Source organism: Streptomyces sp. NPDC050610 (genome assembly GCF_040654875.1).
Lineage (GTDB): Bacteria > Actinomycetota > Actinomycetes > Streptomycetales > Streptomycetaceae > Streptomyces.
The window spans coordinates 1-14021 of the sequence record NZ_JBFAIV010000069.1; the positions used below are offsets into that span (position 1 = coordinate 1).

General features: G+C 68.7%; 14 protein-coding genes and 2 pseudogenes. 7 read left to right on the forward strand and 9 right to left on the reverse strand.

Translation table 11 applies throughout. The features are described 5' to 3' along the window. Positions 1-1226: pseudogene (locus tag AB0I22_RS38750) on the forward strand (hypothetical protein); the annotation flags it as partial. Here the strand turns inward: AB0I22_RS38750 and AB0I22_RS38755 are convergent. Further along, complete coding sequence (locus AB0I22_RS38755; RefSeq protein ID WP_363135744.1) at positions 1216-1629, reverse strand: ATP-binding protein; 414 nt, start codon at positions 1627-1629, stop codon at positions 1216-1218. The pseudogene AB0I22_RS38750 and the gene AB0I22_RS38755 sit on opposite strands and share 11 nt — an antisense overlap. A gap of 214 nt (positions 1630-1843) precedes the next feature. On the opposite strand from AB0I22_RS38755, the gene AB0I22_RS38760 reads away from it, so the two are divergent. The 4 genes from AB0I22_RS38760 to AB0I22_RS38775 all read left to right on the forward strand — a co-directional run bounded on the left by AB0I22_RS38760 (position 1844) and on the right by AB0I22_RS38775 (position 4330). Further along, positions 1844-2731 (forward strand): helix-turn-helix transcriptional regulator, encoded by an 888-nt coding sequence (locus AB0I22_RS38760; protein ID WP_363135745.1) that lies wholly within the window; start codon positions 1844-1846, stop codon positions 2729-2731. An 11-nt stretch (positions 2732-2742) separates the two neighbouring features. Next, positions 2743-2934: a DUF397 domain-containing protein gene (locus AB0I22_RS38765; protein WP_363135746.1), complete on the forward strand. Its 192-nt coding sequence runs from the start codon at positions 2743-2745 to the stop codon at positions 2932-2934. Between the two features lie 24 nt (positions 2935-2958). Next, positions 2959-3432, forward strand: a complete 474-nt coding sequence (gene aac(6') / locus AB0I22_RS38770; RefSeq protein ID WP_363135757.1) for an aminoglycoside 6'-N-acetyltransferase — start codon at positions 2959-2961, stop codon at positions 3430-3432. Positions 3433-3697: 265 nt separating this feature from the next. After that, a complete protein-coding gene (locus tag AB0I22_RS38775; RefSeq protein ID WP_363135747.1) occupies positions 3698-4330 on the forward strand; it encodes a M15 family metallopeptidase in 633 nt (210 codons plus the stop codon). A 49-nt stretch (positions 4331-4379) separates the two neighbouring features. Here the strand turns inward: AB0I22_RS38775 and cpt are convergent, their stop codons facing one another. The 7 genes and pseudogenes from cpt to AB0I22_RS38810 all read right to left on the reverse strand — a co-directional run bounded on the left by cpt (position 4380) and on the right by AB0I22_RS38810 (position 10690). After that, positions 4380-4910, reverse strand: coding sequence for a chloramphenicol phosphotransferase CPT (gene cpt, locus AB0I22_RS38780; RefSeq protein ID WP_363135748.1), 531 nt, complete (start codon positions 4908-4910; stop codon positions 4380-4382). A 1384-nt stretch (positions 4911-6294) separates the two neighbouring features. Next, positions 6295-7191 carry an IS3 family transposase gene (locus AB0I22_RS38785; protein ID WP_363135749.1) on the reverse strand — a complete coding sequence of 299 codons (897 nt, stop codon included), beginning with the start codon at positions 7189-7191 and terminating at the stop codon, positions 6295-6297. Then, positions 7188-7487, reverse strand: coding sequence for a transposase (locus tag AB0I22_RS38790; RefSeq protein ID WP_363135750.1), 300 nt, complete (start codon positions 7485-7487; stop codon positions 7188-7190). The genes AB0I22_RS38785 and AB0I22_RS38790 overlap by 4 nt, the downstream gene beginning before the upstream one ends. A gap of 459 nt (positions 7488-7946) precedes the next feature. Next, positions 7947-8219, reverse strand: a complete 273-nt coding sequence (locus AB0I22_RS38795) for a hypothetical protein (protein WP_363135751.1) — start codon at positions 8217-8219, stop codon at positions 7947-7949. Positions 8220-8269: 50 nt separating this feature from the next. After that, positions 8270-8476: pseudogene (locus AB0I22_RS38800) on the reverse strand (zinc-binding dehydrogenase); the annotation flags it as partial. A 649-nt stretch (positions 8477-9125) separates the two neighbouring features. Next, positions 9126-9809, reverse strand: a complete 684-nt coding sequence (locus AB0I22_RS38805) for a GNAT family N-acetyltransferase (protein WP_363135752.1) — start codon at positions 9807-9809, stop codon at positions 9126-9128. Positions 9810-9961: 152 nt separating this feature from the next. Next, positions 9962-10690, reverse strand: coding sequence for an SDR family oxidoreductase (locus AB0I22_RS38810; protein ID WP_363135753.1), 729 nt, complete (start codon positions 10688-10690; stop codon positions 9962-9964). Positions 10691-10864: 174 nt separating this feature from the next. Between AB0I22_RS38810 and AB0I22_RS38815 the strand changes: the two genes are divergently transcribed. Then, complete coding sequence (locus tag AB0I22_RS38815; RefSeq protein ID WP_363135754.1) at positions 10865-11677, forward strand: helix-turn-helix transcriptional regulator; 813 nt, start codon at positions 10865-10867, stop codon at positions 11675-11677. An 81-nt stretch (positions 11678-11758) separates the two neighbouring features. Here AB0I22_RS38815 and AB0I22_RS38820 read toward each other — a convergent pair whose 3' ends face one another. Continuing rightward, complete coding sequence (locus AB0I22_RS38820; protein WP_363135755.1) at positions 11759-12598, reverse strand: MerR family transcriptional regulator; 840 nt, start codon at positions 12596-12598, stop codon at positions 11759-11761. A gap of 58 nt (positions 12599-12656) precedes the next feature. On the opposite strand from AB0I22_RS38820, the gene AB0I22_RS38825 reads away from it, so the two are divergent. Continuing rightward, positions 12657-13862 carry an erythromycin esterase family protein gene (locus AB0I22_RS38825; RefSeq protein ID WP_363135756.1) on the forward strand — a complete coding sequence of 402 codons (1206 nt, stop codon included), beginning with the start codon at positions 12657-12659 and terminating at the stop codon, positions 13860-13862. Positions 13863-14021 lie beyond the last annotated feature (159 nt).

Genomic DNA, 14021 nt, shown 5'->3' on the forward strand with positions numbered 1-14021 from the left:
ACCCTGTCCTCATGCACCGACCTCCCACAGATCACACGAACCAGACCCCCGTTCGATCCGCAAGCTCGATGAGCGATATGAATACGGCCTCTGAGTACGCGGCCGAGCTTGACCCGGCCGTACGGGCGGAGGTCGAGCGGCGCACGGCCACCCTCATCCCGCCGAAGAACATCGACGACGCTACCGCCCTGGCTTCGGCGGGCCCGATCGTCCTTGATCTGCTGCCCGGCCCAGAGGGGCTCGACGAGCAGACAGCCGAAAACATCGTCTTCACCGCCCGCCAAGTGCGATCCGAACGGGCGATCCCCTTCCTGGCACGCTTCACGCGGCACAAGTCCGAGACGGTCCAAACCCTACTGATCGCTTCCTGGCCCGCCTTCGACACAGACCGGTACGCGGAAGAGGTCATCGCCTGTCTAGGACCCGACAGCCTGTTCTTCACCGTACGGTCGGATGAACAGCTGCATGCGCTACGGAACCTCGGCACGCGCCCCATGCTGGGCGTCCTCGGCAACGTGTCCGCCGAGGCGCTGACCGCGTACGCATACGACGCTGCCCTCACTCACATCGCAATCCACAAGAACACACTCCTTACCGACCTCTCCTTCCTCGTCGGCCAGACGGAGCTGCGCTCCATCAGAATCGAGGACTGCCCGGAACTGAGCGACCTCTCGGGAATCGGAGCGCTGCCGCTGACGACCGTCAGACTGATCAACCTCACGCGCGGCAGCCGCATCCGACGGCTGCCGCCGTCATCCCGCGTCCTCGATTTGACGCTCCCGCCGCAGGCCGCTTGGCGGTTGGAGGACCTACCGGGCGAAGCGCCGCTACGCTGCCTGCACCTCACCCGCGCCACCAGACTAACGGGCGGCCTGCGCGGCCTTAGCCGACGATGGCCCGGCCTCACCGAACTCCATCTCGGGCCGTACAGCAGCCCTCAGACGCCCGACGACTGGGCGGAGCTCGGCGCACTGCCGCACCTGTCCGACCTCCGCGTCGCCCCGAATAACCTGGACATCCTTCCGTCCGGCCTCGTCTTGCCATCCATCCGAACACTCAGGCTCGAACAGGACCGATTCTCACCCGAAACGGTCGGCCAGATGGCCCGCCTCTGCCCACAGCTCGCGGTCCTCTACCTACTCGGCCACGTACCCACCCGATACGCCCTCGAAGGCCTGCCACCAGGGGTCAAAGTACGGGCACCCGACAAGGACTTCATCCCGTAACGACGTTGAGCTGAAACCACACCCCCTTCCCCCCGCCGACGGCGGCGGCCGTCACCCCGCACAGGTCGGCCATCGCGTAGACGAGGAAAAGCCCGCGCCCGTGCGTATCGCCGCTCTCCGCCCGCCGGGGAGCGGGAAGCCGGACAAGCCCGGGTCCGTCGTCACGCACCTCGATCCGTACGTGCGCGGGCTCGACGGCGGCCACGAGGAGGACGTCGCCCTTGGCGTGCTGATGCACATTGGTCACCAGCTCCGACGTACAGAGCACCGCCACTTCGGCGAGGTGATCAAGCCCGGAGGCGGCGAGCACACTGCGCACGAAGTCGCGGCAGATCTTGGGGGCGGTGGGGGTGCTGGGGGTGAACACGCTGTGAGTGAGCGGTGGTTCGGTACATACGCCCATGAGACGCCTCCATGGCGTTTCGCAGTGGGGGGGGTGCGGTGCGCCGCGCTTCCCGCGAGGGCATGTCGACTGAGACGCTTCCGGCATCACTGCGTGAGCGTCACGGCACTCACCGTATTGGATATAGGCCCACATGTTCAACCTGAATGACGGGTTCAGTGGACCGCGTCGCCACGCAGCGGCACACTGTGACACACACCCGGAGGAGAGAACTTTGGCGCTGCGGACAACCACCACCGAACGGCAACGCCGACTCGGCGCAGAGCTCCGGAAGTTGCGGGAACGTGCGGGCCTAACGGTCAGCGACGGTGGAGCGTCCATCAACATGGGGCGGGTGCACCTCACCCACGTCGAGCGGGGCCACACCGCCATCTCTACGGAGCGACTGCGGGCACTTTGCCAGACGTACGGGTGCACTAGTTCAACTTACGTCGATGCACTGGTGCGCCTGTCAGAGAGCAAGGGCAAGGGGTGGTGGAGCGGATACAAGGGCAAACTGTCCCCCGCTGCTCTCGACTTGGCCGAACTGGAGGCCAGCGCAGAGGGCCTGCGCTCATACGAGTCACTGTTCATCCCTGGCCTCTTCCAGACGGAGGACTACACCCGCTCCATCTTCAACGCTGACGATGAAATCACCTCGCAAGAGGCCATCGACTCAGCAGTCCGCTTCCGCATGGAGCGTCAGGCAATCCTCACGGGGCAACCCCCAGCAGAGGTTCACGCCGTAGTCCATGAGGCAGCGCTGCACATGCGGTTCGGCGGTACAGCGGTCATACGCAAACAGTTGCTTCGCCTTATCGAGCTCGCGGAGAACCCGCGCATCACCATCCAGGTGCTTCCCTTCACCACCGAGGGGGTATCGACCTTGAGCACGCCGTTCTTCATGCTCACGTCCCACGGCAAGGCGTTGGATACGGTCCTCACTGAGACTCCCTCCGGGTCTCTCTATCTCCATGACGACGACTCGATCGCCAAGTACCGGAGACAGTTCGACCGGCTCCGCGCGGCGGCTCTCCCGCCCGTAGACACCAGCATCGCTCCGGCCGCACACGACTCGCGGGACTCGCTGGGTCTCATTCAGTACGTCCTCTACACACTCTAGAAAGAGCGGTCATGCCTCCCCTCCACTGGCAGAAGTCCACGTTCAGCGAGAACCAGGCCAACTGCGTAGAACTCGCCACGTCCCCCTCCGGCCTCCACCTCCGTGAGGGCGACGAGCCCGAAACGGTCGTCACCGTGACCCGCGCTGAGCTGCGAACCTTCGTGCGCGCCATCCGCACGGGCGCCTTCGATCACCACCAGTGAGGCTCGGAGCCAATGGCAAAGGGCATAGAGATGCACGGGGACAAGGTTGTACTGTGGCCGGCGATCGGCGGCGACGCGGAGGTTCTCGGCAGAATCGTGCGGGAGCCGGAAGTCGCGGCGTGGTGGTCGCCTCCGGAGGACTTCGAGGGCATGCTCGCGGTCGTCTTCGAGGGCGAGGTCATCGGAGCGGTCCAGTTCGAGGAAGAGACCGACCCCGAGTTCCGTCACGCCGGCATGGACATCTTCCTGACGGCGCGACACCACGGGAAGGGACTCGGTACCGACGCGGTACGCACGATGGCCCGGTGGCTGCTGCACGAACGCGGTCACCACCGGCTGACCATCGATCCCGCTGCGACCAACACCGCTGCGATCCGCAGTTACAGCAAGGTCGGGTTCAAACCCGTGGGGATCATGCGGGCGTACGGGCGCGACCACCGAACCGGCCGCTGGCAGGACGGGCTGCTCATGGACCTGCTCGCAGCGGAGCTGACCTGACCGGTCGACTGCCAAGCGCATTGGTTGCGACGTGATGCCGGCCGCACGGGCCCTTCGGGTGTGAAGACGAAGAACCCGTGCGGCCTTGTACTGCCCCCTGCCGCCATGGGCATCTACCGTGCGCTCTCCTCGGCCTCTGCGTAGGAGGCCGCAGGCGGCTGGCGGTTCGCGGCCGCTTCCTCTCATCGACGGCCGAAGGCTGGTGGTGACGACGGCACGTCGCGCGGGATACGTCGCGGACCCGCAATGCATAGGCTCAGGGCCCATGATCTTGCTGAGTGACCCCAAGGTGCTCAATATCCCGGTGCAGGACTGCGGTGAACCTCTCGCGGAGATCGCCTCGGTCCCGGAGATTGAGCTGGCCCCCCGGGAACGAGACGAGGCAGGGGCATACGGCCGGGTCCGGACCGGCGTGCTTGAGCGTTTGCGCTCGGCATCGGAGATGCTCCCCGACGGCGTCAAGTTCCTCGTCATAGAAGGGCATCGCAGCAGCGCCGAGCAGGCGCAGCGGTTCGCCCGCTACGAGGACCGCCTACGCCGCTCCGGCGTCCTCGACCCCGCCGACCTGCGGCGCCAGGCCAGCGCCTTCGTCTCCCCGGTCGAGGTGGCACCGCACTGCGCCGGCGCGGCCCTCGACCTGACGCTCGTCAATGCCGATGGCGTCGAACTGGACATGGGAGGCGCCGTGAACGGCCACCGGTCCGGAGACGAGAAGTACTGCCCGCTGGACGCCCCGGGGCTATCAGACCAAGCACGTCGCAACCGCGACGTCCTGGCCCGAACCATGGGCGGCGCCGGGTTCGTCAACTACCCCACCGAGTGGTGGCACTGGTCTTACGGCGACCGCTACTGGGCACTGATCAACGGGGCTGACAGTGCCATCTACGGACCAGCCTGATCGAATCGAACCGAAAGGGCGTCAGCAGGCAGGCACCGGCTTCTGTCGATCACCTGACATGTGCGGCGATGGTACGTGCGCACTCCATCGACTCGGCATGCGTGGTGTCCACCTCCAGGTCATAGACCACGCCCTGGTGGACCACATCCGCCTGGGACGCGGCCATCCCGACGACCCGATTGCCTCGTGCGACCTCACGGCCTGCGGCAACTGCACTATCACACCGGACACCGACCCACAGCACCCGCAGATCGCGCAAAGCCCCCAGCCAACGCTGCTGCGCTTCCGCTCCGCCGAGAAAGACCTCATCGACGATGACCCGGGCACCCGCGCGGGCCATCGCGGCGACCCCCTCGATCCATGCCGCCTCCAGCGTCCGGAACTCCGCCCCGACGATCACCCCTCCATCTGCGGCGAACTCGATCCCCGCATCCGACGCCTGCATGGACGCGGGCATCGCCTCAACCAGCGTGTCGGTCCCCAGAGCCAGCCACGAATCCGGCAAGACCGCCTGAAGGCACCAGGCGATCCCGGACTTCCCCGAGCTGGAACCACCGTTGAGAACGATCACCTCAGTCATCACCGCGCCACAGTAGAGGCGCCGCAACACCCCCCCGAAACGGATTTCCGCGAACGCTGCCCCGCCGAGTGGGGCGGCATTGTGCTCGGTCGGGTGCGGCTTTCGTCTCGGGCCTGCGGCCCAAGGCGCCAGCAGCGGCGGGGGAGGGGGCGGGGGCGGGGCTGGTCCCGGTTCGCTGCCCGTCGCCGTGTTCGGGGCTGAGGTCAGAGAGGCTCGCTGCGCTTTGCGGCTGGCCGCTGCCGCGATGGGGCTGGGGCGGGTTGGTCGGCTGCGGGCGGTCTTGAATCTGGGGCCTGTGATCACTGCTAGGTGGGGCGGCATTGCTGGTGGGCAAGTGCGCGCATCGTCTCGGACCCTCCGGGCCCAAAGCGCCACCAGCGGGAGGGGAGGGGGCCGGGCCGCTGTCGGCTCGCGGCCTGCGGGCGGGGTTCGTGGTTGGGGTCAGGGAGGCTCGCTGCGCTTCACCGCTGGTTGCTGCCGCGATGGGGTGGTGGTGGGTTCTTCGGGTGCGGGTGGATATGGAGTTCGGGCCTGTGATCCACGGCAGCGAGGAGGGGAGTGCGGCGCGCTGCGCTGCGCCTGGGCGGGGTTGCTGTCCGAGGAGGGTTTCCGCACGTAGGGCGGGGGGCTGGGGTGTGGAAACCCTCTTCCAACGCCCACGTGCCCGATATGCCCGGCCTGGAAGGTTGAATGGCCAACAGGTCGGAGTTTCCATCCGACAAAAGCGCCTTATCGGGCATGGAATCGGACGGTACGTCCGGTCTGTTGCCCAATCAACTTCACAGGCTGGGCATATCGGGCACGTTGGCCGTCAGAAGAGGGTTCCCGCACCCAGAGGCCCCGCCCAACAAGCGGAAACCACCCCCGAACACCCACCACCCCAAGGCGCAGCGCAGCGCGCCGCATCCCACTCCCCACTGCCGTGGATCACAGGCCCGAACCGCCCCCACACCCGCACCCGGCCAACTCACCATGGCCACTTCGCGGCAGCAACCAGCCGCAAAGCGCAGCGAGCCTTCCCTGACCCCAGCCACAAACCTCGCCCGCAGACAGCGAACCGCGACCAGCCCGGCCCCCTCCCCCGCCGCTGCTAGCGCCTTGGGTCCGAAGGGCCCGAGACGAAACCCGCACCCAACCGAGCACAATGCCGCCCCACGCCGCAGCGATCACAGGCCCCGGCCCAAGACCACCCACACCCGACGAACTCGCCACGCCCCATCGCGGCAGCAACCAGCGGCAAAGCGCAGCGAGCCTTCCCTGACCCCAGCCACAATCCCGGGCCGCAGTCAGCAGACCGACAGCGGCCCGGCCCCCTCCCCTCCCGCCGCCAGCGCCTTGGGTCCGAAGGACCTGAAGTTTCCCCGTGATCCTGGACACGTCCGTGTTACGCAGCGAGGCCTTGGTCTTGTTGGTAGCGCAGGCGTGTCTCGTGGGGCGTGAGGTAGCCCCAGTGGATGTGCTTGCGCAGTCTGCTGCGGTTGTAGAAGGTCTCGATGAAGGTGAAGATCTCGGCTCGGGCGGTTGCCCGGTCGGGCCAGAAGCGGGTTCCGATCTCCTCTTTGAGGACTGCCCGGAAACTCTCCGCCGCGGCGTTGTCGTAACAGATCCCGGTCCGGCCCATGCTCTGCCGGCCGTTCAACTCTCTTATTTTGTCGTGGAGTTGAGTAGAGGTGTATTCCGATCCGCGGTCCGAGTGGATGACGCAGCGCGGTTGGAGGCGGCCGAGGTTCGCGGCCATGTCGAGGGCGTCGACGACCAGGTCGGCGCGGTGGTGATCGGCCATCGAGTAGCCGATGATCTCGCGCGTGGCCAGGTCCAGCCACGAGGCGAGGTAGAGCCCGCCCTCGGCGGTGGGGATGCAGGTGATATCCCCGACGACCTTCGTGCCGGGCCGGTCGGCGTGGAAGTCGCGGCCGATCAGGTCGGGAGCCGGGGCGGCCTTGGGGTTCTGCCGGGTCAGGCTGCGGCGGCCGGTGCGCCGGGTGTGGCCGGCGATTCGATGCTCGCGCATGACGCGCTCGACACGCTTGCGGTTGACCAGCCGACCCTGGCGCCGCAACTCGGCCGTGACACGCGGCACGCCGTATGTGCCCCTGGACGCAAGGTGGATGACGGTGATCTCGTGGGCCAAGGCCTCGTCCGCCCGGCGCCGCACCTCGCGGGCCGCGATGCCTGCGGCCCAGGCGTAGTACGCGGAACGGGCCGTCTTCATCACCCGGCACAGCAGAACGATCGTGAAGTGCGCCTTCTCCGCGTGGATGAACCGGTATACATCGCTCACCGATCGCTCTCCTTCGCGAAGAAAGCTGTCGCTTTTTTTAGGATTTCAATCGTCTTCGCCTGCTCCACGGTGAGCTTCCGGAGGCGTTTCAGCTCCTCGTCCCGAGCGTCCGCACTGTGCTCCACAGCCGGTGCGGCCTCGGCGGACCGGGCCTTCTTGACCCACCCCCGCAGACTCTCCGAACTGACCCCGAGCTCGCGGGCGATGTCGGTGACCGTCCGCCCCGAGGACCGCACGAGCTCGATCGCGTCGCGCTTGTACTCCTCGGAGTACCGCTTCGTGTACTTGCTTCCCACCTGGCACTACTTCCTCTGGAACCTCAGGTCCCAGTCTCCAGGTGTCCATGATCAAGGGGAAACTTCAACCCGAGACGAAACCTGCACCTGCCCACCCCCAATACCGCCCCACCCGGCAGTGATCACAGGCCCCAGACCCAAGACCACCCGCAGCCGACAACCCCGCCACGCCCCCATCGCGGCAGCAGCCAGCCGCAAAGCGCAGCGAGCCTCCCTGACCCCAGCCACAAACCTCGCCCGCAGGCAGCGAACCGAGAGCAGCCCGGCCCCCTCCCCCGCCGCTGCTGGCGCCTTGGGCCGCAGGCCCGAGACGAAACCCGCACCCACCCACCCCCAATACCGCCCTACCCGGCAGCCCCCTCCCCAACAGCCTTGAACCCGCAAGGTCAGAGCCGTAACTTTCCCCTTCCCCAGAGGCCCCCCGAGGACCGCGCTTCCGACAACGGCAGCCCACCCCCGCTACACAGGATCGAGGACGGCCTTGCCGTGAAGGCGACGGCCGAGCAGAGCCTGTACCGCCTCCGAGTGACGAGTCCAAGGGCCGCGCCATCTGATGCCCGGGTCAAGGCGGCCCTCGGTGACCTCACCGGCCAGCCAGGCCAGGTCCGTGGAGGAGTCGGTGGCGGGGTCGCCGAAGAGGAAGAAGGTGCGGATCGACCGGTCGTGCCGTCCGCCGGTGCCCAGCATCGCGTCCGGTGACAGCACCGAGTCGACCTCGGAGGAGCGGCCCACGCCCCCACGCCGACGAGGGTGCCGCCGGCCGACAGGGCGGCGAAGGCGTCGACGAGATGCGGCCCGCCGACATTGTCGACAACGACCGCCACGGGCTCCCGCACGGCGGCCGGTTCGGGGTGGACCTCGTGGGCGCCCAGGGCTCGCAGGCTGCCCGCCTGGGCGGGGTTCCGGCTGATGACGACTACGTGCGCGCCCGCGTGGGCGGCCAGTTGGATGGCGTACCGGCCGACGCCGCCGGACGCCCCGGTGACCATCACCCGGCGACCGAACAGCGAACCCACCCGGCGCAGCGCGTGCAACGCGCTGAGTCCGGCCACGGGAATGGTGCTCAGCGCCCCGGAGTCGGCCTCCTTCAGCGCGGTGCGGTGCGGTGCCGAGCCGGGCGGCGGGTACGGCCCGCAGTTCGGCCCGATCCGCCTCGCCGAGGGTGACGGCAGCTCTGGGACGCCTACCTCGAAGTCCTGGACGGCATCGAGAAGTCCGGGCCGCTGGCCGAGTCTTCCTCACCACCATGCTGACCACGCTGGAGCGCATGGACGAGGACTGGTACCGGCGCTTCCCGCTCGCACACCGACTGATCGCCGACTCGCCCGCTCTCGACGGGTGCTCCCTGCGGCACTGTGTCGAAGTTCAGGCTGAGATCACGCACCGACGCGACGGACAGGACAGGGGTCAGGACCCAAGACCAGGAACAGGGCCGTCTCGAACTGCGGCTCCTCATCGAGTTCTTCGTGGCCGCCTGGCGCTGCACTCTCGACGAATGGTTGCCCGACTGCGCTCCGGGCGAACTACCCGTACTGCTGCGCCGGACCTGCTCATCCATACACTCCACCCTCAGCATGAAGGCGTGAGTACGTGAAGGTGTGAGGACATGAGGGCGCTCCCTGCCGTACCCGGCACACCTCAAGGCCGGTAAATGCACTCCCCCACCGGCGCGTGCTTCTTCCACCCCAACGACTCGTACAGCGCGCGCCCCGCGTCCGTCGCCGCGAGTACGCCGAGGCCGGCGCCCTCGCGCACCGCCTGATCGGCGAGCGTACGCATCACGAACTGGCCCAGCCCCCGCCGCCGATGGGCTTCCCAGGTCTCCACCTGGTCCGCGATCGCGGCCTCCCCCGCCAGCGCGATCTGCCCCCTGGCCGCCGGCTCCCCCGTCGCGTCCAGGACACGCACGTAGATGACGGAGCCGCGGGTCTCCACGACAGTCGTGTACCCGTCGGGCTCGGCCGGGTTCGTGGCCACGAGGTCGGTCGCCATCAGATGGCCGGTCTCCTCGTAGGCCACCACCCAGCCGGCAGGCAGCCAGGGCTCGATCTCCTCCGGCTCCGCCGGCATCTTCATCCAGGTCCGAGGCGTGCTCACCGAGGCGGCCGCGCTGCGGATCAGCGATCCGTCGGCCTCGGGCAGGACATGGCGACCCACTTCCCGCGGGTTGCCCGCGACCTCGATGTAGAGCCCCCAGGGCTTCTCGACCGGCGGCGGCGTCCTTCGGGACACGGCCCAACCGGCCACCCAAGTCCGGACTATCTCCGCGTTCGTCCCGGCGTTCATCAAGCCCACCCCCGCCATCAGCCACAGCAGTGACATCGGCAATGCGTAATAGCTACATATCAGTAGCGCATATTACGTAACCGTTCCCCGCCGAGCATCCGGTTTGGTCAGCCAGTCAGCCGGTCGGTCGATCAGCCGACCACTCGGCCAGCCGCGCAGCCGCGCAACCGACGCCGCTGCACCATCCGTCACCACGGCACCGGCGTTCCATCCCAGGAGAAGAACTCACCGGTCGGCCCGTCCTCCGGCAGCAGTGCCAGCCGTACGGCCCCTCGGGCGGCCTCCGCCGGGTCCCCGTCCGAGGCGGCCGCGCGGGAGTTGAGTTCAGTGGACCGCAGACCGGGGGCGAGCGCGTTGACCTTGAAACCTTCCCCGGCCAGCGTGTTGGCGTACAGGACTGTGAGGGCGTTGAGCGCGGCCTTCGACGACCGGTACGCCGCCGCCCCGCCGCTCCCGTGCGCGAACTGCGGGTTCGGGCCCGTACTCCAGGCCAGCGACCCGGTCCCGCTGGAGACGTTGACGATCCGGGGGCTCGGGGAGCGGCGCAGGGCGGGCAGGAAGGCATTGGTCACCGTGACGACTCCGAAGACATTGGTCTCGTACGTACGCCGAAGCTCGTCGGCACCGGTTTCCGTCGGCGGCGCGGACGAGGGTGCGATGCCCGCGTTGTTGACCAGTACGTCCAGGCAGGACGACAGACCGTCCACATGCCCGGCCGCCGCGGCCACGCTGTCCGGGTCCGTCACGTCGAGGACGAGCGGCCGCGCGCCGTCGCCGATCTCCTCGACGGCCCGCCGGCCGCGCTCGGCGTCGCGGGAGCCGACGTACACGACGAAGCCCTCCGCGGCGAGAAGGCGGGCGATCCGCTTGCCAATGCCTTTGTTGGCACCCGTGACGAGTGCTGTGCGATCGTTCATGACACTCACGGTCCCCTGGCCACCGCCCCCTCTGCCAGGGACAACCTGTACCAGGCCGGCAGGCAGGTCAGGTAAGCCAGTAGGCCAGGAAGGCCAGGCACGCCAGACAAGTTGGCAGGTCAGACAGGTGGGTAGGTCAGGTAGGCAGGTAGATAGGCAGCGGGAGGAGAGGCCATGCCGCGGCAAGAACTGGCACGCTTCCTACGGGAGCGCCGCGCGGCCCTGCGCCCGTACGAGCTCGGCCTGCCCTCCGACACCCCGCGCCGGACCCCTGGCCTGCGCCGCGAGGAAGTGGCGGAGCTGGCCCACATGTCGGTCGACTACTACGTACGGCTTGAGCAGGCCCGCGGCCCGCGCCCCTCACCGCGCATCCTGGAGGCGCTGGCCCAGGCCCTGCGCCTGACGCCGGCCGAACGCAGCCATCTCTTCCGCCTCGCCGGAACGAGCGCGCCGCCGCCCGCCGCCGGAGCCGTACGGAACGTTCGCCCGCACGTGGCCCGCATGCTGTGGCGGCTGCCGGAGACCGGCGCGATCGTCACCGACGCGACGTACGGCGTCATCGCCTGGAACCCGCTGGCCCAGGCCCTGCTGGGTGGCGACCTCGGGCGGGGGACGGCGAATCTGGCCCGCCGCCGGTTCCTGGGTGAGGGGCGGCTGCACGAGAGTTCCAGCGTCGAGGAGTTCGGGAGCATCGTGGTGGCACGGCTGCGCCGGGCCGCCGACCGCTATCCGTACGATCCGCGACTCACCGCCCTGCTGGACGAACTACACGCCGGCAGCGCGGAGTTCCACCAGCTCTGGGAGACCCGTCCGGTGCACGCCCCCGGTCACCGCGTCAAGGCCCTCGACCACCCGACGGCGGGCAGGCTCCGGCTGAACTGCGACGTTCTCCTCGTCCCCGAGGACGACCAGGAAATCGTCCTGATCACGGCCGACCCGGGATCGCCCTCGGCGCGGGCGCTGCGGGGGCTGGCCCCGAACGGTTAGGGGTGCCGGGGCCGACCACCTCAGGCCCCGGCCTCGCGCGCGCGGAGGTACGCATCAGAAGATGGCCATCCCCGGTGCGGATCACGCCCCGGGCTCACGCATGCGGAGGTACGCCTCCAGCCCGGCGGCCCCGGCCAGCATCGCCCGCGCGCGGGCGGCCAGCCGGCCGTGCCAGTCGCGCAGTGCGCCCTCCAACGGCTCCAGCCCGCCCGCCGCCCGCACCTGGGCGATCAGTGGGGCGATCTGCTCCAGCAGGTAGCCGCCCCGCCTGAGCTGGTGGGCCAGCCGGGCGTCCCGTACGTCGGCCTCGTCGTAGACGCGGTAACCGGTCAGCGGGTCGCGTCGCGGGCGTACCAGTCCGGCGCGTTCCCATTTGCGCAGCGTCGCAGGACGTATCCCGAGCGTCTCCGCCAGCGGGCCGATGAACGTGCCGCCGTGGCCGGGAACTTCGGCTGTCCGGTGCCCGGAGACTCCGGATGCCCTGCGGCCGGAGGCTTCGGCCGTCCCGCGCCCGGAGACTTCGGCCGTCCCTCGACCAGAGGCTTCGGCCGCCCCGCCCGCGTCCGCGCCGGATTCCAGGTCGCGGAGGGCACTTTCCACCGCCTCCAGAGTCCGTCGGTCGTCGAGGAGTTGGGCGTGGCTCTCGTCGATGAGGCGGAACGCCGCGTCGAGCGCGCCTTGGTTCACCGCCTGCATGATCGACGTCGACGTCGGATGGCCGTGGCCGGGCAGCAAGGCGAGGAACGCGCGCAGAGCCTCCGCGTGCAGCGGGGTGTAGGTGCGGTAGCCGCTGGCCGTGCGACCGGCGGCCGGAAGGATGCCGTCCTCCTCGTAGTTCCTGATCGCCTGCGTCGACAGACCGTGCTCGCGCGCCAGGTCAACTGGCCTGAGCCGTACGCCCTTTTGAAGGTTTCGCCCCATGGCACCGTCCGTATCGCGGGAAAGTCTCCACCGAAGGTTCAACGATACCGTTGAAGGCATGGCCACTGACATGAAGGACATCGCCATCCATCCCGTCGAGGCAGTCACCGTCATGAGGCTCCTCCCGGCCCGGCCCCGAATGCTCGCCCTGGGCGAGCCCACCCACGGCGAGGACACTCTGCTCGACGTGCGCAACGAACTGTTCCAGCAGCTCGTCCAGCAGGAGGGCTACCGCACGATCGCGATCGAGAGCGACTGCATGGCGGGCCTGCTCGTGGACGACTACGTCACCGCAGGAGTCGGCACTCTCGACGAGGTCATGGAGCACGGGTTCAGCCACGGCTTCGGCGCGTCCGCCGCCAATCGCGAACTCGTGCGCTGGATACGGGCGTACAACGACGGCCGGCCCGCCTCCGACCGGGTCCACTTCACCGGATTCGACGGCCCGTTGGAGATCACTGCGGCCGCGAGCCCTCGCCAGGCCCTCACCGCGCTGCACGACTACCTCGCCGCCCAGGTGGACGCGGACCTGCTCCCCTGCACCGCGGAAACGCTCGACCGCCTGCTCGGCGCCGACGACCGGTGGACCGATCAGGCCGCGATGATGGACCCGTCCCAGTCCGTGGGGCAGTCGCCCGAGGTCAGCCGGCTACGGGTGCTCGCCGACGACCTGACGGCACTGCTCGACACGCAACTGCCACACCTGGCCACGGCGACCACGCGGGACGCCTTGGACCGGGCCCGCCTGTACGCGCGTACCGCCGCCGGCCTGCTGCGCTACCACTACTGGATGGCCGACGACTCACCGGTCCGCATGACCCGGCTGTGCGCGCTGCGGGACTCGATGATGGCCGCCAACCTCCGCGCTCTCGCCGAACGGTCCCCGACGCTCGTCCACGCCCAAAACTCACACCTGCAACGGGAGAAGAGCACGATGCGGATGTGGCAGGGGCCGGTGGAGTGGTGGAGCGCCGGCGCGCTGGTGAGCGCTCGCCTCGGCGAGGAGTACGCCTTCGTGGCCACGGCCCTCGGCACCATCCGGCATCAAGGGGTGGACACCCCGCCGCCGGACACCCTCGAAGGGCTCCTGTACGCGCACCCGGAGAACCTCGGCCTCATCAACGCCCGGGAACTCTCCTCCGCTCTGGGAGACCCGCACCCCGCACCCCGCCAATCCCCCTGGTTCGGCTACGCCTCGCTCGACGCGGCCCACTTGGCAACCATCGACGGCGTTGTGTTCGTGAAGGACGTCCCGCAGGGCTAGTTGTTCTTTCCATGCCGCATGGGGAACTACGGGGCTGCCGCGTGGGGCGGTATTGGGGGTGGGTGGGTGGGTGCGGGGTGCGTCTCGGTCGAGGGAGCGGCCCAGTGAATTTCTGGGAATACATCGGCAACCGGTACGCGCAATTGCTCACGGACACCT

Coding starts and splice junctions, on each gene's coding strand:
- AB0I22_RS38810 (WP_363135753.1), bottom strand. CDS start 10,690: ATGAACGATCGCACAGCACTCGTCACGGGTGCCAACAAAGGCATTGGC.
- AB0I22_RS38765 (WP_363135746.1), top strand. CDS start 2,743: ATGCCTCCCCTCCACTGGCAGAAGTCCACGTTCAGCGAGAACCAGGCC.
- AB0I22_RS38825 (WP_363135756.1), top strand. CDS start 12,657: ATGGCCACTGACATGAAGGACATCGCCATCCATCCCGTCGAGGCAGTC.
- cpt (WP_363135748.1), bottom strand. CDS start 4,910: ATGACTGAGGTGATCGTTCTCAACGGTGGTTCCAGCTCGGGGAAGTCC.
- AB0I22_RS38815 (WP_363135754.1), top strand. CDS start 10,865: ATGCCGCGGCAAGAACTGGCACGCTTCCTACGGGAGCGCCGCGCGGCC.
- AB0I22_RS38755 (WP_363135744.1), bottom strand. CDS start 1,629: ATGGGCGTATGTACCGAACCACCGCTCACTCACAGCGTGTTCACCCCC.
- AB0I22_RS38775 (WP_363135747.1), top strand. CDS start 3,698: ATGATCTTGCTGAGTGACCCCAAGGTGCTCAATATCCCGGTGCAGGAC.
- AB0I22_RS38805 (WP_363135752.1), bottom strand. CDS start 9,809: ATGTCACTGCTGTGGCTGATGGCGGGGGTGGGCTTGATGAACGCCGGG.
- AB0I22_RS38820 (WP_363135755.1), bottom strand. CDS start 12,598: ATGGGGCGAAACCTTCAAAAGGGCGTACGGCTCAGGCCAGTTGACCTG.